This is a genomic window from Qipengyuania aquimaris (assembly GCF_009827445.1).
GTDB classification, from domain to species: Bacteria; Pseudomonadota; Alphaproteobacteria; order Sphingomonadales; family Sphingomonadaceae; genus Qipengyuania; species Qipengyuania aquimaris.
The window spans coordinates 813,267-839,911 of record NZ_WTYI01000001.1 but is presented as its reverse complement, the minus strand read 5'-3'; the positions used below and the strand labels follow the sequence as shown (position 1 = coordinate 839,911).

The 26,645-nt window shown below is 62.5% G+C and carries 24 protein-coding genes; 6 read left to right on the top strand and 18 right to left on the bottom strand.

The window, feature by feature from the left end; all coding sequences use genetic code 11:
• Position 1 precedes the first annotated feature (1 nt).
• The 11 genes from xrtA to GRI34_RS04085 form a co-directional block, all read right to left on the bottom strand.
• Positions 2-997, bottom strand: a complete 996-nt coding sequence (xrtA, locus tag GRI34_RS04135; protein WP_325065181.1) for an exosortase A — start codon at positions 995-997, stop codon at positions 2-4.
• Entirely contained in the window at positions 987-2,201 is a 1,215-nt protein-coding gene (locus tag GRI34_RS04130; RefSeq protein ID WP_160594855.1) for a TIGR03087 family PEP-CTERM/XrtA system glycosyltransferase, read from the bottom strand. The genes xrtA and GRI34_RS04130 overlap by 11 nt, the downstream gene beginning before the upstream one ends.
• Positions 2,202-2,203: 2 nt before the next feature.
• Positions 2,204-3,265: a FemAB family XrtA/PEP-CTERM system-associated protein gene (locus GRI34_RS04125; protein ID WP_160594854.1), complete on the bottom strand. Its 1,062-nt coding sequence runs from the start codon at positions 3,263-3,265 to the stop codon at positions 2,204-2,206.
• The gene (locus GRI34_RS04120; RefSeq protein ID WP_160594853.1) at positions 3,262-4,134 is read right to left on the bottom strand and encodes an XrtA system polysaccharide deacetylase; all 873 of its coding nucleotides are present in this window, start codon (positions 4,132-4,134) and stop codon (positions 3,262-3,264) included. The genes GRI34_RS04125 and GRI34_RS04120 overlap by 4 nt, the downstream gene beginning before the upstream one ends.
• Before the next feature lie 20 nt (positions 4,135-4,154).
• Positions 4,155-5,351, bottom strand: a complete 1,197-nt coding sequence (locus GRI34_RS04115; RefSeq protein ID WP_160594852.1) for an XrtA/PEP-CTERM system-associated ATPase — start codon at positions 5,349-5,351, stop codon at positions 4,155-4,157.
• Between the two features lie 13 nt (positions 5,352-5,364).
• Complete coding sequence (locus GRI34_RS04110; protein WP_325065180.1) at positions 5,365-7,005, bottom strand: preprotein translocase subunit YajC; 1,641 nt, start codon at positions 7,003-7,005, stop codon at positions 5,365-5,367.
• A gap of 4 nt (positions 7,006-7,009) precedes the next feature.
• Positions 7,010-8,020, bottom strand: coding sequence for a P-loop NTPase family protein (locus GRI34_RS04105; protein WP_160594851.1), 1,011 nt, complete (start codon positions 8,018-8,020; stop codon positions 7,010-7,012).
• Positions 8,021-8,024: 4 nt separating this feature from the next.
• A complete protein-coding gene (locus GRI34_RS04100) occupies positions 8,025-9,545 on the bottom strand; it encodes an XrtA system polysaccharide chain length determinant (RefSeq protein ID WP_160594850.1) in 1,521 nt (506 codons plus the stop codon).
• Between the two features lie 15 nt (positions 9,546-9,560).
• The gene (locus tag GRI34_RS04095) at positions 9,561-10,202 is read right to left on the bottom strand and encodes an XrtA/PEP-CTERM system exopolysaccharide export protein (protein WP_090479425.1); all 642 of its coding nucleotides are present in this window, start codon (positions 10,200-10,202) and stop codon (positions 9,561-9,563) included.
• A gap of 159 nt (positions 10,203-10,361) precedes the next feature.
• Entirely contained in the window at positions 10,362-11,588 is a 1,227-nt protein-coding gene (locus GRI34_RS04090) for a pyridoxal-dependent decarboxylase, exosortase A system-associated (RefSeq protein ID WP_160594849.1), read from the bottom strand.
• Positions 11,585-13,138, bottom strand: coding sequence for an acyl-CoA ligase (AMP-forming), exosortase A system-associated (locus GRI34_RS04085; RefSeq protein ID WP_160594848.1), 1,554 nt, complete (start codon positions 13,136-13,138; stop codon positions 11,585-11,587). The genes GRI34_RS04090 and GRI34_RS04085 overlap by 4 nt, the downstream gene beginning before the upstream one ends.
• On the opposite strand from GRI34_RS04085, the gene GRI34_RS04080 reads away from it, so the two are divergent.
• From GRI34_RS04080 to GRI34_RS04065, 4 genes are read left to right on the top strand one after another with little or no spacing between them, the layout of a single operon-like run.
• Positions 13,131-14,117: a GNAT family N-acetyltransferase gene (locus tag GRI34_RS04080; protein ID WP_325065179.1), complete on the top strand. Its 987-nt coding sequence runs from the start codon at positions 13,131-13,133 to the stop codon at positions 14,115-14,117. The two genes, GRI34_RS04085 and GRI34_RS04080, sit on opposite strands and share 8 nt — an antisense overlap.
• Positions 14,118-14,154: 37 nt before the next feature.
• A complete protein-coding gene (locus GRI34_RS04075; protein ID WP_160594847.1) occupies positions 14,155-14,454 on the top strand; it encodes a phosphopantetheine-binding protein in 300 nt (99 codons plus the stop codon).
• Between the two features lie 12 nt (positions 14,455-14,466).
• Entirely contained in the window at positions 14,467-15,147 is a 681-nt protein-coding gene (locus GRI34_RS04070; protein ID WP_160594846.1) for an alpha/beta hydrolase family protein, read from the top strand.
• Complete coding sequence (locus GRI34_RS04065) at positions 15,144-15,917, top strand: hydrolase 1, exosortase A system-associated (protein ID WP_160594845.1); 774 nt, start codon at positions 15,144-15,146, stop codon at positions 15,915-15,917. Before GRI34_RS04070 ends, GRI34_RS04065 begins: the two co-directional genes overlap by 4 nt.
• On the opposite strand, the gene GRI34_RS04060 is transcribed toward GRI34_RS04065, so the two are convergent.
• The 7 genes from GRI34_RS04060 to GRI34_RS04030 all read right to left on the bottom strand — a co-directional run bounded on the left by GRI34_RS04060 (position 15,914) and on the right by GRI34_RS04030 (position 24,057).
• The gene (locus GRI34_RS04060) at positions 15,914-17,110 is read right to left on the bottom strand and encodes a class I SAM-dependent RNA methyltransferase (protein ID WP_160594844.1); all 1,197 of its coding nucleotides are present in this window, start codon (positions 17,108-17,110) and stop codon (positions 15,914-15,916) included. The genes GRI34_RS04065 and GRI34_RS04060 overlap by 4 nt on opposite strands.
• Entirely contained in the window at positions 17,107-18,492 is a 1,386-nt protein-coding gene (locus GRI34_RS04055) for an NAD(P)H-hydrate dehydratase (RefSeq protein WP_325065178.1), read from the bottom strand. Before GRI34_RS04055 ends, GRI34_RS04060 begins: the two co-directional genes overlap by 4 nt.
• Complete coding sequence (locus GRI34_RS04050; RefSeq protein ID WP_160594842.1) at positions 18,485-18,838, bottom strand: hypothetical protein; 354 nt, start codon at positions 18,836-18,838, stop codon at positions 18,485-18,487. Before GRI34_RS04050 ends, GRI34_RS04055 begins: the two co-directional genes overlap by 8 nt.
• A gap of 48 nt (positions 18,839-18,886) precedes the next feature.
• Complete coding sequence (ilvD, locus tag GRI34_RS04045; protein ID WP_160594841.1) at positions 18,887-20,743, bottom strand: dihydroxy-acid dehydratase; 1,857 nt, start codon at positions 20,741-20,743, stop codon at positions 18,887-18,889.
• Positions 20,744-20,860: 117 nt separating this feature from the next.
• Positions 20,861-21,586: an N-formylglutamate amidohydrolase gene (locus GRI34_RS04040; protein WP_090480250.1), complete on the bottom strand. Its 726-nt coding sequence runs from the start codon at positions 21,584-21,586 to the stop codon at positions 20,861-20,863.
• Positions 21,586-22,398: a 4-(cytidine 5'-diphospho)-2-C-methyl-D-erythritol kinase gene (locus tag GRI34_RS04035; RefSeq protein ID WP_160594840.1), complete on the bottom strand. Its 813-nt coding sequence runs from the start codon at positions 22,396-22,398 to the stop codon at positions 21,586-21,588. The genes GRI34_RS04040 and GRI34_RS04035 overlap by 1 nt, the downstream gene beginning before the upstream one ends.
• 12 nt (positions 22,399-22,410) lie before the next feature.
• Positions 22,411-24,057, bottom strand: coding sequence for an electron transfer flavoprotein-ubiquinone oxidoreductase (locus tag GRI34_RS04030; protein ID WP_160594839.1), 1,647 nt, complete (start codon positions 24,055-24,057; stop codon positions 22,411-22,413).
• A 38-nt stretch (positions 24,058-24,095) separates the two neighbouring features.
• Between GRI34_RS04030 and GRI34_RS04025 the strand changes: the two genes are divergently transcribed.
• Positions 24,096-24,926, top strand: coding sequence for a hypothetical protein (locus tag GRI34_RS04025; RefSeq protein WP_160594838.1), 831 nt, complete (start codon positions 24,096-24,098; stop codon positions 24,924-24,926).
• Positions 24,914-26,644, top strand: coding sequence for a lytic transglycosylase domain-containing protein (locus GRI34_RS04020; RefSeq protein WP_160594837.1), 1,731 nt, complete (start codon positions 24,914-24,916; stop codon positions 26,642-26,644). Before GRI34_RS04025 ends, GRI34_RS04020 begins: the two co-directional genes overlap by 13 nt.
• Position 26,645 lies beyond the last annotated feature (1 nt).

Genomic DNA, 26,645 nt, shown 5'->3' with positions numbered 1-26,645 from the left:
CCTAGACCAGACGCACCAGAACGGCAAAAGCGATTAGCATCGCTGCGATAGCCAGGCCGACACGCGCGGTAGTGGGTGCTCCGTCGAACCTCTCGATAGCCGGGAATCGGGTAGCCTCTTCAGCGGTGAACCCCGCATCTTCCGGGTCGCGCTGGAACCAGCGCCACGCCACACCCAGCACCAGCGCGATCACGATGCCGAAGAAGAACCAGCCATAGACGATGTGGTCGAAGCTGCCCGCCGCCTCCGCGCCGACATATTGCGCGATGAAGATGGTAGCCCACGCCCTTATGCCATTGGCGATGATGGGCACGACTACGCATGCAAACAGAAACAAGAACCGCCGCTTCCAGCTGTTGAAGCAGGCATGCGCGACAAGGATGCCGAGCGTCACCATCGCGATCAGGAACTTCACCCCGGAACAGGCCTCCGCCACGATGAACAGTCCGGCAGGCGTGTCGATATAGATCCCATCCGAAACCGTTTCGATCCCGCTCGCAATTGTCAGCCATGTGGTGATGTGCGCGGTAATCGCCTGAAGCTGCGGGATGATCTCGTCGCCGAAGGGCACCAGAAATGAGGAATAGAACAGCGGAAAGGCGAGGACGAGGCTGGCGCGCGCGCCGATCAGGGCCATCGCTGCCCCCTGGAATGCGGCCAGCGTGCCTGCCTGCGCGATCAGATTGATGTCGAGTGCACGCCCCGCAAGCCAGACGACCAGGCCGAGGACCAGCCATGCAAACCCGATCCACCCTGCCGAGGGACGGATCTTGCGCAATTCCTCGCGCTGCAGCCACACCAGGCAGGCTATAATCGCCGGGATGAGAAGGATGTGGCTGTAGGTATCGATATTCCACCACTGGTGCGCCATGCGCGTCCATTCTCGGAATGTGAGTGCAAACAGGGCCGCCCAAGCGAGCAGCATGCGCACGACTGCGCCCGACCAGTTCCGACCCTCTGCCGCCGGTGTGTCTGCAGGAGCGAGATCAAGCTGCACGGCTATTCTTCCCTGACGGCCTAACAAGCTCGCCCACTTGCTCGTAAATGGCCTCCCAGCTCATTTCGTCTGCCACAAATTGCCGCGCATTCGCTCCGATTGCACCACCGTCGAGACGACCTTCCAGCAAACTTTCCAGGGTTTCGATCATGGCAGCGTCATCCCGCGCAACCAAGAAGTGTTCGCCATCCCTTGCAGGGATACCTGTTGCCGCCTCTGCGGTAAGAACGACCGGCCGCGCCATCGCCATCGCCTCAAGGACCTTGTTCTGCACGCCCCGCGCAATCGAGAGAGGTGCGACGACCGCGTCTGCAGCGCCGAGGAACGGTCGCATGTCCGGCACTGCGCCCCATACCGTCACATTGAGCAGCGTCCCGAGCTCGCGGACGGCTTCTGTCGGCGCGCGCCCGACGATGTGGAAATGCGCTCCGTGCGCGGCGACAAGCTTCGGGAGGACGTGATGGGCGAACCGCTCCACCGCAGCGACATTGGGGGCGTAATCCATCTGCCCCGTGAACACGATATTGGGGCCAGCTTGCTCGAATGGCGAAGGTGGCAAGTCGGCCTGCGGATCGAAGAAATGCGTGTCGACGCCATTTCCGAAGGCACGGATTTCGGCGGAGGTTTCGGGCGCCAAGCGCGAACGCAGGAGATCGGCTTCGCTTTCGCTTATGAGGGTTGTCACATCGGAGCGCCGGGCGAGCCACTCTTCTTCAGCGGCTAGCAAGCGCCCCTCCCGCGCGTTGATCCAGGCCATGATTCCCGCTTCGGCATAGGCCTCGAACTTCGCACTATCGACATCGCACAGGTCGATGACGACGCGGCCATCGAAGCTATCCGGCAGGTACTGACCCATCTGCCCCGAAAAGATAACGATGGTGTCGATCGCGTTTGCGGCAAGCGTCTGCTCTACCCAGTATTGCAAGCCACAGTCATGGAAAGCTGCGAGGCTCACTGACTTGCCCGATAAGACCGCCTGAATGCCTGCGAGCACCAGGGGCTTATTCCTGTCCGCCACATGGCTCGACGCCGCGATAGTGGACAGCTCGGCGCAATGATCGCGGTCTTCCTGCGTCTCGGCAAATGTGCCGACATGCACGGGGCCAAGGCGCGCCAGGGCCTTGATCAAGTGATGCGAGCGGATCTTGTCTCCGCGATTAGGCGGAAACGGCATCCGGTGCGCAAGGAAGAGGATGTCGCCCATGCCTAACCCAGACCGCGTGCGATCCACGGGCCGATCAGATTCGCGACAGGAAGAGGCAGCTTCTTCCAGAGCTCGATCTTGGCCGAATAGCCTTCGTCGGTGGGGTCGATGTTGCGCGCCTCAACCCCCGGCGCAGTCCAGCGCCGATAGGTGAGCGGCTCCGGCTCGAATCCCCAGTGCTTCTTGAATGCAAAGGGACCGCTCCCGGTCTTGGAGCGACCGAAGTCGAACCGGTCCATTCCCTTGCGACGGGCATGGCACATCAGTTCGTAATACATCCGCTCGTTCGCACGCAGGCTCCGCGCTTCCCAGCGGCCGCCGCCCCAGTAAGGCATGACCGCCCCATCGTGATAGAGCGACAGCACGCTCGAGACCGGGCGGCCCTCGTGCGACACCGTGAGGATGTCCGCGTCGTCCCCGAACGCCTCAATCACGGCCGCAAACAGGCTGCGCGGGAAGACCGGTGTGCCGAGGTTGCGCACGCTTTCGGAATAGCACTGGTAGTGCGCCTCCAGATCCTGCTCGCTGCGACCGACAGTGACCTCCACATCGTTGGCCAAGCCCTTACGAACCTCCGCGCGCGCCTTGCGGGGGATGGCGAGCAATTGCGCTTCGTCGTCGCCTTCGAGAGGTCTTTCGAAGCCAGCGTGCTGACCTTCGATCAGGTCCCAGCCTTCGACCGCTTCTGATGAGCGTAGCTCTATGGTCGAGACGCTGTTCCGCATGGCGAGTTCGGCAGCCGAGGCAAGAAGCGCCTCTAGAGCCAACTCGTCGGAATACAGAGGGCCACCGCCGACCGCGAAACCGCTCGATACAAGAGCCCTGCCGAACAGCGGCGAATGGACGTCGCTGAGCGGCAACCACCCGCATATTACCCCGCCGCGTTCCGCGACCAATCCCAAAGCCTTCTGACCGGTGCCCGCTTCGATCGCGGAGAGCCACATTGGACGCTGAAAAACGTTGCCGTTCCGATCGTGCACGAAATCCTCGATGCGCGCGCGATCCTGCGCGCTGCCGATATCTGCAAGCGCGACCGATACATTCACGGCGACAGGCGCATTCACGCGGCCCAGTCCATGGCGCGCGCCCGTTCGATCCGGGCAATCTCGTCCATGCGACCCCAGGAAAAATCCTCAAGCAGGTCGCCCAGCTTGCCCGCCATGCGCGAGAGATTGGTGTAATGGCGCAGGCGCGAACGCAGCGGCGCCTCGGCAACGCGCGGTTGCTCGGGGTCGATTTCCCATGGGTGGAAGTAGAAGATCGCCGGACGACCTTCCTCCCGATTGACCTGCCGGATGGCCCAGCGGCTGAAGCCATATGGAAGCACGCGGAAAAAGCCCCCGCCGCCCGCTGCCAGCCTGCGGTTGGCGAGTACGGCGGTGGTCACCGGGATTTCGACGAGGTCGCTGCCCGCAACCGGATTGAAGGCAAATCGCGGGGCATCGGGCCAACCGTAGTGGTCATGCACCACCGGTGCGACGCTGGAGGAATAGGCGTAGCCGTGCTCGGCAAGGACCTCGTGCGCCCAGGCGTTGCGCGCATCGATGGAGAAGCTCGGTGCGCGGTAGCCGGTGATCGCGCACCCGCCCGCATCCTCGAGGATGGCGCGCGATTTCGCGAGATCGTCGGAAAACTGCTGTCGCGTGAAGGTGAATACCCGCGTGTGGTCATAGCCGTGGCTGGCGAGTTCGTGACCCCGCTCGACGATGGCCCGCATGGCGGCCTTGTTGCGTTCGGCAATCCAGCCAAGCGTGAAAAAGGTCGCCTTAACCCCAGCCTCGTCGAACAGGTCGAGGATGCGCGCGACATTGTCGCCGACACGCAGTTCCAGCCCGTCCCAATCCTCGCGCTTGAGGGTCTTTTCGAAAGCGCCCACCTGGAACCAGTCCTCGACGTCGACCGACAGGCCGTTCACGATTTTACCCGGTTTCATGGACGCCCCCTCCGACGCCGTCACGCCGCTTCGCGGGTTCCGGTCGACTCGAAATAGTCGATCATCATGGTCAGCACGTGACGCAGCGAACGTTCCTGGTCGTCGAGGCGCTGTTCGATGGCGGAGAGGCGCTGGTCGAGATCTTCGGGCACGGCACCCTCGCTATCCTTGGCGGCGGCAAGCTTTTCCACCTCGCGGCGGAGCGCCGCCATGTGTTTGTCCCGCTGGGCGAATGCGCCTTCGATCGCTTCGATCTGGTGATCGAGAAGGCCTTTCTTGCGAGCAGCCTCGTCGGCTTTCGACATGGCGGGGGCAGCTTCCGTACGAGCCTTTGCGATCGCATCGGAGGCAGGCAGGTTGCGATCGGGACGCGCACGCTGCGGCGCCTCCTGTGCTTCGGCAGATGCATCGCCGCTCATCTCTTCGATCACCGCGTCGAGCATATCGACTTCGAGCATCGACTGTTCTTCGAGCGCGCCCATCAGCAGAAGGCGGTTCATCACCTGGTTCACCTTGCGCGGAATGCCGAGCGTCGCCTTGTGCAGGCGCGGCCAGATCGCGCTGGCGAATTCGGGATTACCGGTCCAGCCAACGTGTTCGAGGCGGTGGGTGACATAAGGCTCCATCTCGCCCGGCTGCATGGCCTCCAGGTGATGTGCCGCAATCACGCGCTGGCGCAGCTGTTCGAGTTCGTCCGACTGGGCAAGCAGGTGTTTGAATTCCGGCTGGCCGAGGAGGAGCGTCTGCAGCAGCGGGTGCGAGCCGAGCTGGAAGTTCGACAGCATCCGCAATTCTTCGAGCGCGCCGATGGACAGGTTCTGCGCTTCGTCGACGATCAGCAGGACACGGCGGCCGCCTCGCGCCTCTTCATGAAGGAACAGTTCAATCGCCGCCAGCGCACTCGCCTTGTCGCCGCCTTCGACATCGAGGCCGAAGCTGCGTGCCGCGACGTGGATCATCTCTTCGCCGTCGAGCGCGCTGGTCACGACTTCGCCCACCGTCATGCGGCGGTCGTCCAGTTTCTGCTTGAGATGCGCAACCAGCGTGGATTTACCCGCGCCAACTTCGCCCGTGATGACGACGAATCCTTCACCCTGGTTGAGGCCATAACCGAGATAGCTCAGCGCCTTCTTGTGCGTGATGCTTTCGAAATAGAAAGCGGGATCGGGGGTGAGCTGGAAAGGGCGCTCGGTAAAGCCGTAGAATTCCTCGTACATCAGGGCGTCCTTATCAGAAATCGTAGCGCAGGCCGAGAAGCGCGGTTGCCGCGCGAATATCCGCCTCGCTGAGTTCGGAATCAACGGCATAAATCGAAACCGCAGCGCGGGCAGAAAGGTTCTGCCAGATCGACTGGTAGTAGGAAGCGGAACTTCCGTAAGAGAAGGTATCGCCGAATTCGCCAACACCGCTGTCGAACCAGCTGCCGAAGGTGTTCACGCTGAAACTGCCTTCCCAGATAGGTCCGCTGACCCCAGCGGTGACGTAGTAGCTTTCGTCCACCACATCGTTGGCCGCAGCCAGCACGGTGCCCTGCGCAGCGATGAATTTGCGATTGTCGTATCCGGCAGCAATGCCGGCGGTCATCAGGCCCACACGGTGCGAGTAACTCGCCACAACCCCGCGTCCGCGGAACACCGAAGAACGGACCGAGCCGAGCAGGCCCGCAAGGCAATTGCTGCCCACGGTCGGGCTGGTGCAGCCGGTGATATCGCCCGAAACGGGATCGCGCAGCACATCGAAATCGGTCGGAAGCGTGGCCAGCGCATCGTTCACGCGCCCGCCGAAACCCTGCAGAGAATCGTAAACGCCAATCGACACGTTGGACCTGCTGCTCGGCTGCCAGTTGAAGCTGCCATAGAAGGTGTCGCTGTCGTAGCGACGACCGAAGGTGGCCTGGAGCTGGGTACGGCTGCTGGGGCGCCAGATAACACCGACGTCCCAGATCAGGCCGTCGGCCTCATAGGCGATCCGCCGCGGGCTGCTCTTGTCGACAAGATAGCGACCGTTCGAACCGATAACCGGATTGCCATCGACATCGCGTATCGCATCGCGGGAAGAGACCTCGACATCTTCGACGCCAGCGCCGGCGACAATCGCAAGCGTGCGCGAAACCGGTATAGTCACGTCTCCGCGCACGTAGGCATCCCTCACCCGCTGGTCGAGATTATCGATATCTTCCTGGTAGAATCCTGCGCCCGCTCCCACGCCAACCGGAAAAGGCATTCCCGGGGAGGTCGCGGCACGAACCATCGCGGAATGCGAAACGCTCTCGTCGAAAAGGTCGACTTCATCGCCTTGCAATGTCACGAAATCAGGACCGTCGATCCTTGTATAGCCGATACGGTAATTCGCATCGATCTGCACATCCTCGACGCGGGTGGTCAGGGTAGGCCCGGCATAAAGCGAATAGGTCTTGGTCGTCGTATCGTCGTCGCCGATGATCGGAGCGATGACGGAGCCGCCCGTTCCGGCCGTGCGCGTCCGACTGGCTAGAGCACCCGCCTCGACCTGCAAGGTGCGCGGGATAATCGCCGTGTAAGCACGGGCGATGCCGGTAATGCGGTCCGTATCGCGGGCATTGTCGTCCCAGGCGAAATTGCGTTCGTAGCGGACGGACACCGCAGCCCCGCTGTTCCGGCCGCGCAACTGCGCGTCGACACCGGCGGCAACCTGCGTGTAGGTCACGACATCGTCGCCGGGCGACAGCTGCCAAGTGAAAATCTGCGAGGCTTCAATATACGGATCGATACGCGTCCGATCGACCGCGCTCGCGCCTTCTTCCTCACGCTCGCCGTTGCCATAGCCCTGCGCTGCCGCAGGAGCCGCACACAGCGCAAGCACTGTCGCAAGAAGAGCGAAGAGGCGGGCCACGCCTTTAATCCCCGTACCCGTAATAGCTACCGAACTTGCGGCCGCTCGGGCTGAACGTGGCATCGTTCAGCAAGAGGCGGATGTCGGGACACGCCGAAAGCAGGTCGATTGCATCTTCGAGCGCGACCTGGCCGGTCACGTCCGCACGCGCCACCAGCAGCGCCTGGCCGACGTGCTTCGCCAGCTCGCTCGCAGGGGTAGCTGCAAGAGCCGGCGGGCTGTCGAAGACGATCATCCGGTTCGGCGCCCCGCGCGTGAGGCGGTTGAGGACTTCCCACGTCCGCTCGCTTGCGAGGTACTCGCTGTCACGTCCCGTACGGGCGCCTGCCCCCAGCACCCAAAGGCCAGGGATATCGGTGCCGATTACGTGATCTTCCACATGGCTGGCAGGATCTGCCAGCACGTCCATGAAACCGGTATCGTTGGTAAGGCCAAGCTTGGAGAGGATGCTGGGCTTTCCGAAATCGGCGTCGATCAACAGTACTTCGCTGTCGCGCTCTGCAGCCATGGCCAGTGCCAGGTTCAGCGCACAAAAAGTCTTGCCCTCGTCGGGATGCGGCGAGCAAACCAATACTCGCCTTGCAACGGAGGTTCCTTCGGAGCGTGCAGAGGCCAGGACCTGGCGTTTCACGATCCGGAATTCCTCAAGCAGCCGCGAGGCTCCCCCGTCGGGATCGATCAGACCCTGCTCGCGGAGAAGTTCACGCGACACGGGATGTTTCTCACCGCAGAATTGAACCGCCGGGCTTGCATCGCTGCGGCGGCGACCCTCCACTGCGGGTTCGCCCTGTGTGCTCTTTTCAGCGAGACGCTCCACGGGAGATGGCTCCTGTGCGGGCTTGCGCGCAGGCGCGAATTTCTTCTTCGCGTTCGCGTCCAGCATGACAGGAACGGCAGCAGGTGCCAGCTTGTCCAGGCCATAAGCACCGCTTGCCCTTTCGAGGAGCGAGTCGCGCTTGTCCTTCGCGTCGGCCTTGCCGTCAGGAGATAGATTGGTGGGCTTGTTCACGCTCATCTCCTCACGCAACCGAGCTTACTTGCACGATTTCGACAACCAGCAGCAGCAGGCACAGTGCGGCCAGCGCTCCACTGCCGGCGAAGAACTGCTTCAGTCTCAATTTCTGGTGCCTTGCAGCTGCGTCGGTCATGGATCGCGAAATCGTCCCGATGACGGGCAAGTCCAGAGCACTTTCGAGGCGTTCGGCAGTGGTGAAGCTTGAGCGCAGCAAGCCGAGGATGAAAGCAACGCCTGCTCCGATAGCAAGACCGGCCATCAGGACCCCCACGAGCAGGAGTGGCCGGTTGGGCGCTGCAGGTGTCTGCGGCAGGATCGGCGGATCAATCACGTCGAACTGGAACGAGTTGCGGTTGGTTTCATAATCCCCTCGCACACGCATACGCTCCCTGCTTTGCAGCAGCTCGTCGTACTTCTCTTTCTGGACTTCATAATCGCGGCTGATGCGACGCGCCTCGGCAGCAACTGCCGGTTCGGAGGCCTGCGAGGCGATCAGCGCCGTGATATCGGACTGCAGCGCAACCTTGCGGGCCTGTAGAGCCTGCACGTTGGCCTGCCGCTCGGCACGGATTGATACCAGCGAGCTATAGGCCGGATTGATCGTGCCGCCGGAATTGGCTGGCGCTGCGCTGGCTTGCTGCCGCAGTGCCTCTACCTGCCGAAGCTGAGCCACGACATCAGGGTGGCTGTCGGTCAGGCCGCGCGCGCGCATCGCTGCGAGCTGCGATTCCGCCTGGATCAAGGCGCCCTGCGGGCCGCCCCCGGCTCCTGCGGTCACGATGGTACGCGGTGTTCCGGCGATCTGGCCGTTGATGGCGGCAAGCGAGCTTTGCGCCGCGGCGATATCCGAATCGACATTGCGCATCTCGCTACGCATCGTCTGGAGGCGCATGGCGCTCGCACCTGCTCCGGCAACGGCTTCGGGATTTGCAGCTTCGAAGGCGAGGCGACGCTCCTCGATCGCTTCGAGCTCGGCCTTGCGCTCTTCGAGGGCCTGCTCGAGAAAAATCATGGTCTGCGCCACGTCGCCGCGATTGTCGGCAATATTCTGTTCGCGAAACAGGTCGATCATGCGCTGGACGACTTCCTGCGCCAGCTTGGCGTTCTCAGCATCGGAAAACCCGCTCCGCCCGATGGTCGCGGTGATTTCGAACAGGTTTTCCTGCTGCAGGCTGACGCGGATATTCTCGGACAGGTCCGCAACCGCGTTCTGCATTTCGAGATCGGTCTGGATCTTGTCGCCCAATCGCGTCGAGCGGATGATCTTCTCAAGATTGGTCGTGCTGGTCAGGGTCTGGCGAACACGCGTGATCGCTTCCTCGCCGCCATTAGCGATCTGCAGCTCTTCACCCAGCACATCTTCCAGTTCCACGAAAATGCGCGCGCGGCTTTCGTAGCTGTTGGGGATCAGGGCCACAGCCATCCAGCCCAGCACGCACACGCCCCAGGCAACCGCAAGCGCTATCCAGCGGCGGTTCCAGATCGTGTGCAGCGCGCTGCGAAACTGGTCGATGATATCCTGCATGCCCCCTGCTCCGCCTTAGAAGGCGCTTTCCGGTATGATGATCACATCTCCGGGCTGGAGCAGTACGTTGGCATCGCTATCGCCGCGCTTGAGCAGGTCCGTAAGACGCAGTGCATATTCCCGCTGCGTTCCGGCGTTCTTGTCGAACCGGATCAGCTTGGCGCGATTGCCCGCAGCAAATTCGCTGAGGCCGCCGACCGAAATCATGGCGTCGAGCACGGTCATATTCGCGCGATACGGCAGCGAGGCAGGCTTCTCCGTCGCGCCGACAATGCGGATCTGCTGGCTGAAAGTGCCCGCAAACTCGTTGACGATGACCGACACGAGCGGTTCTTCGATATACTGGCTCAACTGCGCCCGGATGTCTTCTTCCAGCTCCGAAGGCGTCTTGCCGACCGCAGCAAGGTCCTTGACCAGAGGGATCGTAATGCGGCCATCAGGGCGCACCTGGATGTTTTCCGCACCCAGTTCCGGATTGCGCCACACGTGGATGGTCAGCTCGTCGAGCGGTCCGATGATGTATTCTGCACCCGGCTCTTCCTGAGCGGACACGAAGGTTGCCGGCGGCAGTTCTTCACCACCGGTGGTGGCACAGCCGCCCAAGGAAACGCCTGCGCCAAGGACGAGAGCGAGAGCGGCAGATCGCGACGATTGCATTCCGAAAATCCCTGATAGTGGATGCACCTGCAGCGAACGCTACAAACGCATCATCCCAAATTCGCCCCGCTTCTTGCGCGAAAAAGGTGAACATACCGTTAGTCATAGACCCGCGAACGCGCGGAATCGCTAGGATTTAGCACGAATTATCAGAGTGTCTCAAATCAGGACTTCTGCAGCCGGGCCCTGACCAAGGAATGCGCTGGGAGAAGCGCTCGCTCCGTAGGCGCCCGCACAGAACACCGCCACAAGGTCTCCCACTTCCGCACGCGGGAGGAAAGCCTTGTCGGCCAGCCTGTCGAGCGGGGTGCACAGGCAACCCACGATATTCACCTCTTCGGTAGGCTCCTCGTCGAAACGGCTGGCGATGGCGACAGGGTAGTTCCGCCGAACGACGGTGCCGAAATTTCCCGATGCGGCCAATTGGTGGTGCAGCCCCCCGTCCGTCACGAGGTAAGTCTGACCGTGGCTTTCCTTCCGGTCGACGATGCGGGTGACATAGACCCCTGCTTCGCCAACCAGATAGCGGCCAAGTTCCACGAAGAGCTCTGCACTCTTCAATGAATCCGGAAGTTTTTGCAGATGTTTGGACAAGGCTTCTCCCACACGATCGAGATCGAGTGGTTCGTCCCCGTGGAAGTAGGGAATGCCGAAACCACCGCCCATATTGAGCTTGGGCAAGGTGATATCGGCCTCTCGCGCCAGCCTGTGGGCCAGTGCGAGGATATTGGCCTGCGCCTCGATAATCGCATCCGCACTCAGGGCCTGGCTGCCGGTGAAGATATGCAGACCCCGCCATTCGCAGCCTGCGTCCACGATCCTGCGGATGAGCGCGGGAACGCGTTCGGCATCGACACCGAAGGGCTTGGCACCGCCACCCATCTTCATGCCCGAGCCCTTGAGCTCGAAATCCGGATTGACCCGCACCGCGAGCCGGGGCGTCTTCCCGATGCGTTCCGCAATGGCCAGCGCGCGCGAGGCCTCGTTCTCGCTTTCCAGGTTCAGTGTGACCCCCGCGGCGATCGCGGCCTCCAGTTCGGCGTCGCGCTTGCCCGGACCGGCAAAGCTGACGCGGCGACCGTCGATGCCGAGGTCCTGCAGCATCTCCAGCTCGCCGCCCGAGGCGATGTCCAAACCGTCGACCAATCCCGAAATGAATTCGAGAAGTGGCGTGTAACTATTTGCCTTGATTGCGTAATTGACTTTGATACGCTCGGGCAGAGATGCACGCAGATCCGCGATCCTCTGCGAGATCAGGGACTTGGAATAGGCGAAGAACGGCGTACGCCCCGCCCTTGCTTCCATCTCCGACACGCGAACACCGCCAAAGGCAAGTTCACCGTTCAGGGCTTCGAAACCTTCGGGTATCGGACCGATCGGCTTCATGCCCCTAACTCCTTTTTCAGCGCGGTCCGGTCAATCTTGCCGTTCGGATTGAGCGGCATCGTATCACGCCAGTGATAGACGTGCGGCTGCATGAAATTAGGCAACTCCCGCGATAGCTGGCGTTTCAACTGCTTCTCCAGTTCTTCGATGGCCCCTTCCCCGTCGGGACGCGAAACCACGTGGATAGCGTGGCCCAGCTTGGCGTCCGCTACACCGAAGGCGACCGCCTCGGCTACCAGTCCCGTCGCCAGCGCCGCGCTTTCGATTTCCTGCGGGCTGATGCGGTTTCCCGCGCTCTTGATCATCGCATCGCGGCGTCCGACAAAATACAGCAGGCCATCTTGGTCGCGTTTAACCCTGTCGCCGGACCAAACGGCAACGCCGCCATAGCTGGAAGAAGGGGGAGCCGGCTTGAACCGTTCGGCGGTACGGTCCTGATCCTGCCAGTAGCCTTGGGCAACCAGAGGGCCGCAGTGGACCAGTTCGCCTTCTTCCCCTGCCCTTGCGGGATCGCCCTCGTCGTCGATCACGAGGATCTCCGCAAACGGGATGGCCCTGCCCATCGAGGTAGGATGTGTGTTCACAAGAGCGGGATCAAGATAAGTCGATCGGAACGCCTCCGTCAGGCCGTACATCGGGAACAATTGCGCTTCGGGGAACATCGCGCGCAGGTCTGCGACCAAGTCTTCGGTCAATGCCCCGCCACTGTTCGTCATCCGGCGCATCGATGCGACAGCCTCTTCAGGCCATTCGACCTCGGTAAGCTGCACCCAGAGCGGAGGCACGGCCGCAAGGGTCGTCACGGCATGTTTGGCGCAGGCCTTCACGACGTCCTTGGGGAACAGGTAATCTAGCGGCACGACGCAGCCGCCTGCGTACCAGGTGCTGAGCAGCTGGTTCTGCCCGTAATCAAAACTCAAGGGGAGTACGGCGAGTGTTACATCGTCCGCCTCCATGCCAAGGTAGTGGGCGACCGAGACCGCGCCCAGCCACAGGTTCGCATGGCTCAGCATTACGCCTTTGGGCGCTCCGGTGGATCCGCTGGTGTACAGGATCGCAGCGAGCTCGTCCGGGTCGCGGTCCGAAGGACCAAGCGACTGGCCGGCTGCGCTGGCCAGCCCGGAAACATCGTCCTCCGCGATTACTTCGCAGTTCGGCGGGATGTCGCCTTCTTCCAGCGATTTGAGGCGTGCAGGCGTCGCCATGAGCAGGCAGGCGCCGCTGTCCCGCAGGATATGCGCAACCTGCCCATGCTTGAGCAGGGGATTGATAGGTACATGGATCATCCCCGCACGTGCAGCGGCAAGCGGCAGGAGGCAGGTGAGTTCTCCCTTCGCGGCCCAGCTGGCAACCCGCGATCCCTGCTCGCATTTGCTGGCCAGCAACCCTGCCAGTAGCGCCACACCCTGGCGCAAGTCAGCGTAGGTGAGCACCTTGGCTCTCAACACGAGAGCGCGTGACTGTGCATCGCCAAGCTCGGCGAGTTGATCCAACGGTTGCGGCGTGGGATCAGGCTGGAGCGATCCAGACGGGGAGTTACCGGTGGTCATCACGGTCAGCTATCACGACACGGTTACAAAACTGCAAGGGCTCGGCAGCCCGGAAGCGGGACCTTTCGACCGATATGAATGGTACCGCCTGCTGGAAACGCATGGCGCAGCGCCGCTGGTCGCTGTCGGTACCGAAGGGGAGAGGACTGTCGCCCTTCCGCTGACGCGCGGGCAAAAAGGTCTCGAGCCGCTCACGAACTGGTTCGCATTTTCCTGGAAACCGCTTGCCAGCGGCGGCGATACATCGCGCATTCTCGTCGAGATCGCCCACGACCTGAAGAAGACAACGCATCGCCTCGACCTGTACCCGCTAGCGGCGGAAGACGGGTGCTACGAAGAGCTATGCGAAGCTTTCGAGCATGCAGGTTGGTCTGTGCATGGCGAGCAGTGCGATGAGAATCACGTCCTCTACGTCCAGGGACGCAGTTTCGCCGAATACTGGAACGCGCGTCCGGGCCGGATGAAAACGACAGTCAAGCGCAAGGCACCCAAGGTCGATATCGAAATTTCGACTGAATTCCAGAAAGATGAGTGGGAAAATTACGAAGCAATCTATGACAGGAGCTGGAAACCACGCGAGGAGCGGGCCGACATCCTGAAGGCATTTGCACGGCAGGAAGACAGTCGCGGAGCCTACCGTCTCGGCATCGCTCGGGTAGACGGTGACCCCGTCGCCGCGCAGTTCTGGAGCGTCGAAAACGGTGTCGCCTCCATCCACAAGCTCGCCCACCTCGAGAGCGCGGAGCCTTATTCGGCAGGCACTGTCCTCACTGCGGCGCTGTTCGAATATGCAATCGACGTCGATCGCGTAGACCTGATCGACTTCGGGACGGGTTCGGACTCTTACAAACGCGACTGGATGGAGGAGTGCCGCCCTCGCTTCCACCTTACCTGCCTCGACATCCGGCAACCGGCTGCCTGGCCGGCCCTTGCCAAGCGGATGCTTGGCCGCCTTGCACCGCGCAAGGCGCACGGCTAAGGCGGCCTCCGCTTCAAGAGGGGAACCTTTCAGACCTATGGGCGAAACCGCCACATCCGAGCCGACCGGTCCGAGCCGCACCGCCATCGATCCCGCCTTGCGGTCCATCATGTCCGACGTGCTGGCACTCGATCCCGAGCAGGTTGCCGAATTCGACGGCGATACCGGGTTGTTCGGTCACCTGCCGGAACTCGACTCTATGGCCGTCGCAACACTTCTCACCGAGATGGAAGACCGCCTCGATATCATCATCGAAGACGACGACGTCGACGGAGAAATGCTGGAGACCTACGGCGCTCTCCTGGCCTTTGCCGAAGCCAAGGTCATCGAAGGCTGAGCGCGCTTTTCCATGTTTATTGAATGGCCCGCCCCGCTTCCCGATGGCGGGACGAGCATGGAAATGGCGCTCTCCACTGCCCGCAAGGCCAATCCCGACCTTCTGATAATTCCGCCGCTGTTCGATGAGGCCAATCGGGTGCGCGCGCAGCTCGTCCTGTTGATGCGCACCTTGCAGGATCTCGGCCTAACCAGCGTCATGCCGGACTTGCCGGGGACGAACGAAAGCCTCCAGCCCCAGGCCGCGCAAACCCTGTCGGCATGGCGCGCAGCAGTTACTTCAGCGACCGAACATTTCGGTGTCAGCCGCGCACTCTTCGTAAGATCGGCCTGTACGCTCGACACGGGCGCGGTTCCCGCCTTCCATTACGCCTCGCACGATCCCGCAAAACTGCTGCGCGCCATGGCACGTGCGCAGAGCCTTGCCGAGAAGGAGGCAGGCAACCACCGCAGCCCCTCGGAAATTCTCGATAGCGCCCGCGCAAGCGGAGGTACCATTGCGGGTTGGCAGATCGCGCCTGCCATGGCGCAGCAGCTTTGCGAAACGCAAACGGACCAGAGCGATGGGGTCACAACTATCGCGCATGAGGAAATCGGAGGCCGCGCGCTCTGGCTAAGCAGCGAGGGTGGCATAGACGAAAAGCAGGCGAAAGCCCTCGCCGCTGTCATCGCAAAAGAGGCTGGAGCCTCATGAGCCGCCTCCATCTTGCCTTCCACTGCGGTGGGCTGAGCCTCGGCGGAACGCTCGACAATGCGCCCGGCACGACCGGATTGCTGATCGTGACGGGCGGTCAGGAGCCGCGCGCGGGGGCATTCGGATGGCAGGCACGCCTTGCTGCCGAAGTCGCCAAAGCTGGTTTTCCCGTCTTTCGCTTCGACAGGCGCGGGATCGGCGATAGCGAAGGCGAAGATCGCGGATACGAGAAGTCGCGCAAGGACATCACCTCCGCACTACAGGCCTTTCGCGCGCTCTCGCCCCAGGTGAACCGTGTGGTCGGTTTCGGCAATTGCGATGGTGCCTCGGCGCTCATGTTGGCAGAGGGTGCCGGGTTCGATGGTCTCGTGCTGAGCAACCCCTGGGCGATTGCTGACAGTTCGCAGACGCTACCGCCTGCCGCCACTGTACGATCGCGCTATCTCGCAAAACTCGGCAAGCCGAAGGAAATCTGGCGCCTGCTGAGCGGAAAGGTCGACCTTGAGAAACTGGCAAGCGGTATCCGGCACGCGTCCGGAAGCGGCCCGACAACCAATCCCCCTATCGCCCCGCTCCGCGAGGGTCTTTCGCAATTCGAAGGGAAAGTCCGCTTCCTCGTCGCCGAAAACGACCGGACAGCGCAGGTTTTCGCTGCCGATTGGGGCCTCGACGAGCGTATCGCCATCTGCAGTTCGGCCGGCCACGCCTATGCCGAATCTCACGCCCGTGAATGGCTGCGGACGCAGGTGCTCGCAGCGCTGCGGTCCTAGCGCGTGAAGTAGCTGGTAAGCTCGACGTGCGTCGACCAGCGGAACTGACCGACCGGACGTAACGCTTCCAGCTTGAACCCGGCATCGATCAGCGTCTTCGCATCGCGCGCCCAGCTTGACGGGTTGCAGCTCACATACACAACCCGTTCGATTTCGCTCGCGGCAATCTGCGCGACCTGTTCCCGTGCCCCTGCACGGGGCGGATCGAGAAGGACAGAAGAAAACTTCGAAATTTCGGTCGCTTGCAATGGATTCCTGAACAGGTCTCGATGCATGGCGTGCACAGCGATGCCGCGGCTGTTGGCGGCCGAATTGCAAGCGAGATGCGCGTCGCGCGCCGCTTCTGCAGCAAGAACCTTGGCCGAGCCTGCGAGAGCGAATGCGAATGTCCCGAGGCCTGAGAATAGGTCGGCTACCGTGCTCGCCCCTGCCAGCCAGCGCTTCGCATCGGCGAGCAACACCTCCTCGCCGTCCGTCGTCGGCTGGAGGAATGCGCCTTGCGGCAGGCCGACCGGAACCTCGCCGAGCGAAATCGTCACGGGTTCGGGTTCCCAGACAACTTCCGGGCCGAACCCCTGGTCAAGCGAGAGACGCGCAAGGGAATGGTCCCGCGCAAAGTCCAGCAGGGCTTCGGTGGCTGCCAGTCCGTCAGCCTCGATCCCCTTGATTGAGCAATCGATGCCTTGGTCGGCAAGGGTCAGCGAAACATCCACCGGTGTGCGTTCGGCATGGCTGGCGACCAGCTTGCGAAGGGGTGCGACCAGCGCAAACAGGCGCGGGTCGAGGATCTCGCATTGCTGCATGTCGACGATGCGGTTGCTGCGCGCTTCGCGGAAACCGACGACGGCGCCCTTCCTCGCCTTGAGCGCATGGAGGGTCGCACGCCGCCGCGAGCGCGCCGGTGAAAGGTGGGTCGGCAGGACCTCGCCGATCTCGATCTCCTGGCCCCGCGCGGCATTGACCACACGGTCGGTCACGAATTGCATGAGGGCCGCTTCATCCGCGTGCTGGAGCTGGCACCCGCCACATTTGCCGAAGTGACGGCAAGGTGGCGTCACTTGATGTGGACCGGCTTCGATCGATCCATCCGGCGTCACTGTGTCTCCGGTGACGGCACCCGCAATGTGCCTGCCCGACTGTGTGACGCCGTCGCCCTTGGCGGCAATACGGACGATTTCCTCTGTCTCGCTCATGAGAACGACGCCATGGCCGGTTTGACGCAATGTGCAAGCTGCAAGGCGGTAAAGGCCGGACCGGCCAGGCGCGCTGCCTCGTGATGCAACCAGACTGCGTCCTGTGCCGCCTCCATAGGACTACGCGATCCGGCGAGGCGCGCCGCGCATATCCCAGCGAGCACATCCCCGGACCCGGCCACCGACAGCCAGCTGCTTCCTTGCGGAAAGAACACCGTAGTGCCCTGACCCACCAGGATCGTGTCCGGCCCCTTGGCCAGGACCGTCAGGCCTGTCGCCGCCGACAATGAGCGTGCCCCATCGAGCTTGCCGTTCTTCTCGACTCCGAAGGATTCGCACAATGCCGCCAATTCGCCCTCGTGCGGCGTCAGCAGAATGCGGGACGGATCGACACCTTCCAGAATGTCGTCGTCGAGCAGGTGAAGCGCATCGGCGTCGAGTACGCATTGCCTGCCTGACGTCAAAGCTGCTGCCAGTCGTTCGCGCGAGGTTTCGCCTCGACCCAGCCCTGGTCCGACCAGCAAAGCGTCGATGCGATCGTCGTCCAGCGCTTCATCGAGATCGTCCTCGACGATCACCAGGTCGGCCGGTGCGTCCGGGTGTGATCGGTCGCTGAAAAGCTTCACATATCCTGCACCCGCGCGCATCGCCGCTTCGCAGGACAAAATCGGCGCGCCGGGCATGTCGCCAGCCACAACGGCGACGAGGCCCCGCGTATATTTGTGCGCATCCGCTGCCGGTGCCGAGAGCGATGGCCGGCTGGAGAGGACGCCATGTGCGTCGTCGAGCGGCAAGCCAAGATCGACCAGCTTTTTCGCGCCCATCATCGCCATGGACGGCATCAGGAAATGCGCCTGCTTCCACGCACCCAGTGCAAGCGTCAGGTCGTATCGCGGCAAAGGTCCGAGAGTGGAACCGCAATCGCTTCGTACCGCGCTTGGGACATCGATTGCTATTTTAAAACAGTGACTTGCAGATAATTCTTCAAGCAGCTCACGGAACACACCCTCGACTTGCCGTGACAGGCCGTAGCCGAAGAGGCAATCGACCACGATCGCATGCTCGAACGGGCCCTCCTCGCGCACGTTGCCTCCAAACTGGCTTCGCGCCGTTTGGGCAGTATCCGTCGCGGGTTCGACCGGTGCGATGACGTCGACATCATATCCCCGTGACCGCAAATCCTCGGCGATCACATATCCATCACCGCCATTGTTTCCCGGACCGCACAGGACGGTCACCGGCCTTCCGCCTGCCGCGCGGTGGACCGATTGGGCGGCGCCCTGCCCGGCCTTGAGCATGAGCTCCCATTCGCTGGAACCCGCAGCCATCGCCGCTTTCTCGGCCGCGACCATTTGTGCGACGGTCAAGACGGCTTCATTCACCGACCGGCTCCTTCCAGCGATATCGGTCATTCTCGATCGTGAGAACGACCCAGTCGCCCTGCCGCTCACTGCTCGCCTCCCCGGCACCGTCACCTACGTCGAAACCGGCAGGGCTTTCGGACAGGGCGAGCCGGCGGAAACCCCCATCGGGATGGCGCACGACGAATTCGGCATTTGCGCCCGGTATTTCCTCGGAGAGGCGACATTGACGAACGAACTCGTCCGAGCCGTTGAGAGCACATTCGATCACGATACCGCCCTGTTCGGCAATACCGGGAGCAGCCTCTGGCTCTGGCGAACAGGCCGCGAGAAGACCGATGGCGAGGGTCGGGAGCACTAATCTCATTGCTGGCGGCGCTGCCACTTCGCGCGCCAAGGTGCAAGCGTGCTCGGCTCAGCGGCGCCTCAGCTGGTCGACATCGCGAATTGCACCGCGCGCGGCCGAGGTCGTCATTGCGGCATAGGCCTTCAGCGCCGGAGAGATGGCGCGGGGACGCTCGTTCAAAGGCTGCCAGGCATTATCGCCCTGCTCATCGATTGCCGCTCGCCGCCGCTCCATCTCGGAATCGTCGATCATCAGGTTGATCGTGCGGTTCGGGATGTCGATTTCGATCCGGTCGCCATTTTCGACGAGTGCGATCTCACCGCCTTCCGCCGCTTCGGGCGAGACGTGGCCGATCGATAGGCCGGAGGTTCCGCCCGAGAAACGACCGTCGGTGAGCAAGGCGCAGGCTGCCCCCAGCCCTTTCGATTTGAGATAGCTGGTCGGGTAGAGCATTTCCTGCATCCCCGGCCCCCCGCGCGGCCCCTCATAGCGGATGACGACCACATCTCCTGCGACCACCTGTTCGGTGAGGATCGCGGTGACAGCGTCATCCTGGCTTTCGTAGACTTTCGCCGTTCCGGAAAAGGTCAGGATGCTTTCGTCCACACCGGCGGTCTTCACGATGCACCCGTCGCGGGCGATATTGCCGTAAAGTACGGCAAGACCGCCATCCTGGCTGAAGGCATGCTCTGCGCTGCGGATGACGCCCTTCTCGCGGTCGAGGTCGAGCGATTCCCACCGCCGCGACTGGCTGAAAGCCGTCTGCGTGGGCACGCCGCCCGGCGCCGCGGAGAAGAACTCGCGAACCTTGTTGTTCTGCGTGCGGCCGATGTCCCAATCGTCCAGCGCATCGCCCATCGTGGGGCTGTGCACAGTGGGCAAAGCCGTGTGTAACAGCCCTGCTTTCTCCAGTTCGCCGAGGATGGACATGATCCCGCCCGCACGGTGGACGTCCTCCATGTGCACATCGTCTTTCGCGGGTGCGACCTTGGACAGGCAAGGCACCTTGCGGCTGAGCCTGTCGATATCCTTCATCGTGAAATCGACCCCTGCCTCGTGCGCGGCAGCGAGGAGGTGGAGAACCGTATTGGTCGACCCGCCCATGGCGATATCGAGGCTCATTGCGTTTTCGAAGGCTTCGAAACTGGCGATGCTGCGGGGAAGGACGCTGGCGTCGTCTTCCTCGTAATAGCGGCGCGCAAGCGTGACGATCAGCCGCCCTGCCCGCTCGAACAGGCCCTGGCGATCTGCATGTGTGGCGAGCGTGGAACCGTTGCCGGGCAGGGAAAGACCCAGTGCTTCAGTCAGGCAGTTCATGGAATTGGCGGTGAACATGCCTGAGCACGATCCGCATGTCGGACAGGCGGAGCGTTCGATCTCGGTCACCTGCTCGTCAGTATAGGAATCGTCGGCGGCGGCCACCATCGCGTCCACAAGGTCGAGCGCCTTTTCCTTGCCGTCGAGCACGACCTTGCCCGCCTCCATCGGCCCGCCAGAGACGAACACTGCAGGGATGTTAAGCCGCATCGCCGCCATCAACATGCCCGGAGTGATCTTGTCGCAGTTGGAGATGCACACCATTGCGTCGGCGCAGTGAGCGTTGACCATGTATTCCACGCTGTCGGCAATCAGGTCGCGACTGGGCAGCGAATAGAGCATCCCGTCGTGGCCCATCGCGATCCCGTCATCGACAGCGATGGTGTTGAATTCCTTTGCCACACCGCCGGCCGCCTCGACCTGTCTTGCGACCAGCTGGCCCAAATCCTTCAGGTGCACGTGGCCCGGCACGAACTGGGTGAAGCTGTTGACGATGGCGATGATCGGCTTGCCGAAATCCTCATCTTTCATGCCTGTCGCACGCCACAGGCCGCGCGCTCCAGCCATGTTGCGGCCATGAGTAGTGGTGCGTGAACGATAGGCGGGCATGGCAATCTTCTCCGTCTGGAGCCCTAGCTCTAGCAGACAGATCGATGCGGGATAACGGGTATTCGGCGGCAGATTTACCGCAGATCGCCCAAGTTGGGCTTTAGGCGCCCGCCGAGATCAGACTTCGAGCGCGACGCGGCCCATGACGTCGGCCAGCATGACAGCCCAGCGTGCCTGGCCTGCCTCGTTGGCGATCTGGTCCTGCCGGATCTCGACCGTGCAATAGGGAATGCCCGCAGCCTCTGCGTGGCGATCCATCGTGGCGTTGAGTTCCTTGCCCGAATACGGCTCGTTATCGCCGACGGTCAGGCCCTGTTCGCCGAACAGGCGGATCGCGTGACGTGCTGCACGGTCGTCCTGGTTGTAGAGGAGCGAGACTTCCCAAGGGCGGTCCTCGTCACTGGTTTTCATCTTCGGGGTAAAACTGTGCAGGGCCACGATCATGCGCGGCTGCACCTTGGAAATGAGCTTGCTCAGGGCGTCATGGTACGGGCGGTGGAAGCGCTCCAGGCGCGCTTCGATGTTTGCGCCGATGTTGCCGGCTATAAGGCGGCCATCGCTTTCGGTCGGAACTACGGCAGGGTCGTCCTCGGTACGATGGAAGTCGCAGACCAGGCGGCTGACGCAGGCGATGTGAGCGGGGATATTGTGACGGCGTGCAAGACGGTCGGCGATCCCTTCCACCCCGATGTCGACGGCAATGTGCTGGTCCAGCAGCGCAGGATCAATGCCGAGTTCGATATCCTCGGGCACGAAATTTGACGCGTGGTCGGCAACGCAAAGCAGTCCGCCGGCTCGCAGGTCGTCCGTGCCGACCTGGCGATACGGCAAATTGTCGATCATCATCTGAGAAGGCCCTTCAACTGCCACCAGTCGGGATGCGAGGCAGCGATGGTTTCGGCTGCCGCATCCCGTGCGGGAATATTGTCGTAGAGTGCGAAACAGGTTGCACCCGAGCCTGACATACGGGCCAGAAACGGGTCGGTTCCGCGCATTTCATCTAGTATCTGGGCAATGACCGGGCACAATTCAATCGCCGGCTTTTCGAGGTCGTTGCGACCGGCAAGCGCGATTTCGCGTGCATTGCCTTCCGGCAACGGACCGTGATCTGCGCCGTCCCAGAGCTTGAAGACCGGCCCGGTCGCGAGCGGCTGGCGCGGATTGACCAGCAATACGGGTGTGCCAGAAAGGCTGTCGTCGGCCGGTTCGAGGTCGGTTCCGGTCCCCCGTCCGATGCACGTCCGGCTCTCGACACAGGCGGGTACATCTGCACCAAGGGCCGTAGCGCGTGCATGCCAATCGTCCGGAAGACCGTGTTGCTCGCGAACGATGCGGAACACGGCACCTGCATCGGCAGAGCCGCCACCCAGGCCAGCCGCGACGGGCAGGATCTTCTCCAGCGTGACAGCCAGCCCGCCATTACGTGGCAATTTGCCAAGTGCCTTCGCCACCAGATTGTCGAAGGGATCGTCGAGCCCGGATGCAAACTCCCCGACAGCGGAGACCGCGTCCTGCTTTGCCGGGCTTGCGGTTAGCCTGTCACCCGCATCGACGAAGGCGAACAGCGTCTCGAGCTCATGATAGCCGTCCTCGCGCCGCTTGCGGACATGCAGCGCGAGGTTGATCTTGGCGTATGCGGTTTCTGCGATCGTCACGCGGGGCGCGGATCACATATTCGGATAGTTCGGCCCACCGCCACCTTCGGGCGTGGTCCATTCGATGTTCTGGTTCGGATCCTTGATGTCGCAGGTCTTGCAGTGGACGCAGTTCTGCGAATTGATCTGGAACTTGGGCTCCTGACCCTCTTCCTCGATCCATTCGTAAACGCCAGCCGGACAATAGCGGGTCGAAGGACCGGCAAAGACTTCCAGCTCGCTTTCGCGCTGCAATTCGCGGTCGCAGACCTTGAGGTGGACCGGCTGGTCTTCCGCATGGTTGGTGTAGCTGTAGGCCACGTTGGTCAGGCGGTCGAAGCTTAGCACGCCGTCGGGCTTGGGATAAGCGATCTTCTTGTGCAGGTCGGCTCGCTCGAGCGTTTCGTAGTCGCGATGGTGCTTCATCGTGATCGGCAGGCCGATCTTGAGCGTGCGCATCCACATGTCGATACCAGCGAGCACGGTGCCGATGTCGCCGCCGTATTTCGCAACGGCAGGTTGGGCGTTCTTCACCAGCTTGAGCTCGTCCGCGATCCAGCTGGAGCGCACGGCCTCGTCGTAATCCATCAGTTCGGTGTGTTCGCTGCCCGCTGCGACGGCGGCTGCGATGCTTTCGGCTGCCAGCATGCCGCTCTTCATCGCGGTGTGGCTACCCTTGATGCGCGGCACGTTCACGAAACCAGCCGCACAGCCGATCAGTGCGCCGCCCGGGAAAGCGAGCTTCGGCACGCTCTGCCAGCCGCCTTCGTTGATGACGCGCGCGCCATAGGCCACGCGCTTACCGCCTTCGAGCAGCTCGGCGATGGCCGGGTGGTGCTTGTAGCGCTGGAATTCCTGATAGGGCGAAACATAGGGGTTCTTGTAGTCGAGCGAGGTCACGAAGCCGATCGCGACCTGTCCTGCAGCCTGGTGGTAGATGAAACCGCCGCCCCAGGTATCGCTTTCCGACAGGGGCCAGCCCTGCGTGTGGATCACCTTGCCCGGTTCGTGCTTGGCCGAATCCACGTCCCACAATTCCTTGATGCCGAGACCGTAGACCTGCGGCTGGCAATCCGCCTCCAGGTCGTACTTTGCCTTCATCTTCTTGGTGAGATTGCCGCGCGCGCCCTCTGCGAAGAGCGTATACTTGGCGTGGATTTCCATACCGGGCTGATAATCGCCCTTCTGGCTGCCATCCTCGGCAATGCCCATGTCCTGCGTCACGACACCCGTGACCGCGCCCTTGTCGTCGAACAGGACTTCTGAGGCCGGGAAACCGGGGAAGACCATAACGCCAAGCCCTTCGGCCTGTTCGCCCAGCCAGCGAGCGAGGTTGCCCAGCGAACCGGTGTACTTGCCTTCATTCGACATGAAGGGAGGCATCATGAATTCGGGCAGGTCGGACTTGCCGGTTGCCGACAGAACCCAGTGATGGTTTTCCGTCACCGGGGTCTGCGCCATCGGGCAGTCCATGTCGCGCCATTCGGGCAGCAGCTCGTCGAGCGCCTTGGGATCGACCACCGCGCCTGAGAGGATGTGCGCCCCGATTTCGCTGCCCTTTTCGAGCACCACGACTTCGAGTTCTTCGTTGATCTGCTTAAGCCGGATTGCCGCTGCAAGGCCCGCCACACCGCCGCCGATGATGACGACGTCACAGGGCATGGATTCACGTTCGCTCATGTCTCTCTCTTTTCGTCGCTATTCGCTTGCGCGATGCCTTGATTGTTGGAGCGTTCGAGGTCAAGACCTGCGCTGGACGCATGATGCACGAAAATCCCAAGCAAAACGGCGATTTCGCCACCGCAGAAGCTCTCGAAGCGGCCTTCGACTGGTGGCTCGAGGCGGGTGTCGACATGGATTATTCCGATGACACCGCCAACTGGCTGGCTGAACCCGAAGTCGAAGAAGCCGTAGCGGCGCCAAAGCCCGTCAAACGCGTCGAAGAGCCCAGGCAGACACCCGTCGAAAGGGCGTTCGAGGGAACCGCGCGATCGGTGTCCATTGGAGGCGATCGGACAGGCTGGCCCCAAGACCTCGCAAAATTTCGCGAATGGTGGTTGAGCGAGCCTTCGCTTGGCCATGCGCGGGTCGAAGACCGGCTTCCTCCGCGCGGAGTCGCGAAGTCGCGCCTGATGATTATCGTGGCCGAACCTTATGGCGATGATGCTGGAGAATTGCTCTCGGGCGGCGCAGGACGTTTTGCAGGCGCAATCCTGCGGGCAATGAATATCGCCCCGCACGAGGCCTATATGGCGAGCGCGCTACCCGCGCCCACGGCTTATCCCGACTGGACTGCCAGCGCAGCGAGCGGCCTCTCCGAAGTGCTGGCGCATCACATCAAACTTGCCGAGCCGGAGCGCGTGCTTGCCTTCGGGCGCGGACTTGCCCCGCTCTTCGGTATCGACGCTGCTCAGGCACGTGAGGCCGGTTCACTCGATATCTCGGGGCGCAAGGTTCCACTGTTGCTCGCACCCGATCTCGCCGAACTTTCGCGCTCGCCGCAGCGCCGCCGCAATTTCTGGAACCGCTGGCTCGAATGGACCGCATGACCAAACGCCTGCTTATCCTCGCCTGTCTCGCATCAGCGGCAGGCACGCTCGCAAATCCGGTGATGGCGCAGTCGTCCGACAGTGTGCGTTACTTCACGCGCTCGCATTCGGCAGCGCTGCCGCAACTGCTTTCGCAGGACGACCAGCTTTACTACCGCTCGCTGTTCGAGGCGATCGAGGCACGTAACTGGGACCGCGTCGAAGTCATGCTCCAGCAGCGCAGCGACGGGCCGCTCCACGGCTCGGCGCTTGCGGCCTACTATCTCCATCCCGAAAGCCCGCGGATCGAACTGCCGCGTATCGAGGCCTGGCTCGACCGCTATTCTCGCCTTCCGGAAGCAGCTGGAATTATCCGGCTTGGCCAGACGAGAGGCCTGGAAAGTCCGCCTGCCCTCCCGCGCGCACAACAGTTGTCGCGCCAGCCCTATTCGACCAAGCGCATACTGCCTCGTACCGTGAACGACGGCACCATGCGGGACGATATCAAGAGCGCAATCCTCGACCGCATTTCCAACGACGATCCGGATGGTGCGCGTTTGCTGCTCGACGGCGTCGATGCATCGCTTTCCCGCGAGGCGCGCGCGGAATGGCGCCAGCGCGTCGCATGGTCCTACTACATCGAAAACCGCGATCGCGAAGCGTTCGGCATGGCGCAGCTTGTCGGTCAGGGATCGGGTGCATGGGTGGCAGAAGGCGACTGGGTTGCGGGTCTCGCAGCCTGGCGGCTCGGTGATTGTTCGAACGCGTCCGATTTCTTCCGTCGCAGCGCCGCTGGGTCGACCAACCCCTCTCTGACTGCGGCTGCCCACTATTGGGCGTCGCGAGCATTGGTCCGCTGCCGCCAACCGGAGAAGGCTGACGAGCAGCTACGCGGGGCCGCGCGCTTCGACGAAACATTGTACGGCATGCTCGCGCACGAGCAGTTGTCGCAGCAACTGCCCGGTGACCACGCCTCGCCCGATCTCACGTCCGACGACTGGCGCAGGTTGCAGGATGAAGCTGCCGTGCGCGAAGCGGTCATGCTGGCCGAGGTCGGTCGCCGCGATCTCGCCGACGAGGCGCTGCGCTGGCAGGCGCGCCATATCGAGGCCTCAGATTACCCGGCACTCACCCGCCTAGCCCGCGCGCTCGGCCTAGCTGGGACGCAGACCTTCATGGCTTACAATGCGCCGCGCGGGGCATCTTCGCCGCCGAACCTGCGCTATCCGATCGCCTATCACGAGCCGACCGGCGGCTGGCGCGTCGATCCCGCCCTCGCCTTCGCCCATGCGCTACAGGAATCGAATTTCCGCGAGACCGTGGTCAGCCCGGCCAATGCCATCGGCCTGATGCAGATCCGCCCGATCGCCGCGCGCGAATATGCTGCCTCGATTAACATGAGCTCCAGCGCCAACCTCAAGGATGCGCGCACCAATCTTGCTTTCGGTCAACGGGCACTCCAGGCACTGGCCGATGCTGGATACACGCGGGGCCATTTGCCCAAGGTCATGGCTGCCTACAATGCCGGGCCGACACCGGTTTCGCGCTGGAACAGCGAAATCAACGACCAGGGCGATCCGCTGCTCTGGATGGAATCGATCCCCTATTGGGAGACGCGCGGGTATGTCGCCATCGTGATGCGCAACTACTGGATGTACCTACGCCAGGCCGAAGCCATGGCGGAAAGCCGCACTGCGCTGACCCAGAACGACTGGCCGCAATTCCCCCGGACGCGATGAG

What these genes read in the sequence shown, in the direction of transcription:
- GRI34_RS04105 (WP_160594851.1), bottom strand. Translation starts at nt 8,020, where the DNA reads ATGAGCGTGAACAAGCCCACCAATCTATCTCCTGACGGCAAGGCCGAC.
- GRI34_RS04040 (WP_090480250.1), bottom strand. Translation starts at nt 21,586, where the DNA reads ATGATCGACAATTTGCCGTATCGCCAGGTCGGCACGGACGACCTGCGA.
- GRI34_RS04065 (WP_160594845.1), top strand. Translation starts at nt 15,144, where the DNA reads ATGAGCCGCCTCCATCTTGCCTTCCACTGCGGTGGGCTGAGCCTCGGC.
- GRI34_RS04130 (WP_160594855.1), bottom strand. Translation starts at nt 2,201, where the DNA reads ATGGGCGACATCCTCTTCCTTGCGCACCGGATGCCGTTTCCGCCTAAT.
- GRI34_RS04090 (WP_160594849.1), bottom strand. Translation starts at nt 11,588, where the DNA reads ATGAAGCCGATCGGTCCGATACCCGAAGGTTTCGAAGCCCTGAACGGT.
- GRI34_RS04095 (WP_090479425.1), bottom strand. Translation starts at nt 10,202, where the DNA reads ATGCAATCGTCGCGATCTGCCGCTCTCGCTCTCGTCCTTGGCGCAGGC.
- GRI34_RS04060 (WP_160594844.1), bottom strand. Translation starts at nt 17,110, where the DNA reads ATGAGCGAGACAGAGGAAATCGTCCGTATTGCCGCCAAGGGCGACGGC.
- GRI34_RS04020 (WP_160594837.1), top strand. Translation starts at nt 24,914, where the DNA reads ATGGACCGCATGACCAAACGCCTGCTTATCCTCGCCTGTCTCGCATCA.
- GRI34_RS04120 (WP_160594853.1), bottom strand. Translation starts at nt 4,134, where the DNA reads ATGAAACCGGGTAAAATCGTGAACGGCCTGTCGGTCGACGTCGAGGAC.
- GRI34_RS04050 (WP_160594842.1), bottom strand. Translation starts at nt 18,838, where the DNA reads ATGAGATTAGTGCTCCCGACCCTCGCCATCGGTCTTCTCGCGGCCTGT.
- GRI34_RS04115 (WP_160594852.1), bottom strand. Translation starts at nt 5,351, where the DNA reads ATGTACGAGGAATTCTACGGCTTTACCGAGCGCCCTTTCCAGCTCACC.
- GRI34_RS04030 (WP_160594839.1), bottom strand. Translation starts at nt 24,057, where the DNA reads ATGAGCGAACGTGAATCCATGCCCTGTGACGTCGTCATCATCGGCGGC.
- GRI34_RS04070 (WP_160594846.1), top strand. Translation starts at nt 14,467, where the DNA reads ATGTTTATTGAATGGCCCGCCCCGCTTCCCGATGGCGGGACGAGCATG.
- GRI34_RS04085 (WP_160594848.1), bottom strand. Translation starts at nt 13,138, where the DNA reads ATGACCACCGGTAACTCCCCGTCTGGATCGCTCCAGCCTGATCCCACG.
- GRI34_RS04075 (WP_160594847.1), top strand. Translation starts at nt 14,155, where the DNA reads ATGGGCGAAACCGCCACATCCGAGCCGACCGGTCCGAGCCGCACCGCC.
- GRI34_RS04100 (WP_160594850.1), bottom strand. Translation starts at nt 9,545, where the DNA reads ATGCAGGATATCATCGACCAGTTTCGCAGCGCGCTGCACACGATCTGG.
- ilvD (WP_160594841.1), bottom strand. Translation starts at nt 20,743, where the DNA reads ATGCCCGCCTATCGTTCACGCACCACTACTCATGGCCGCAACATGGCT.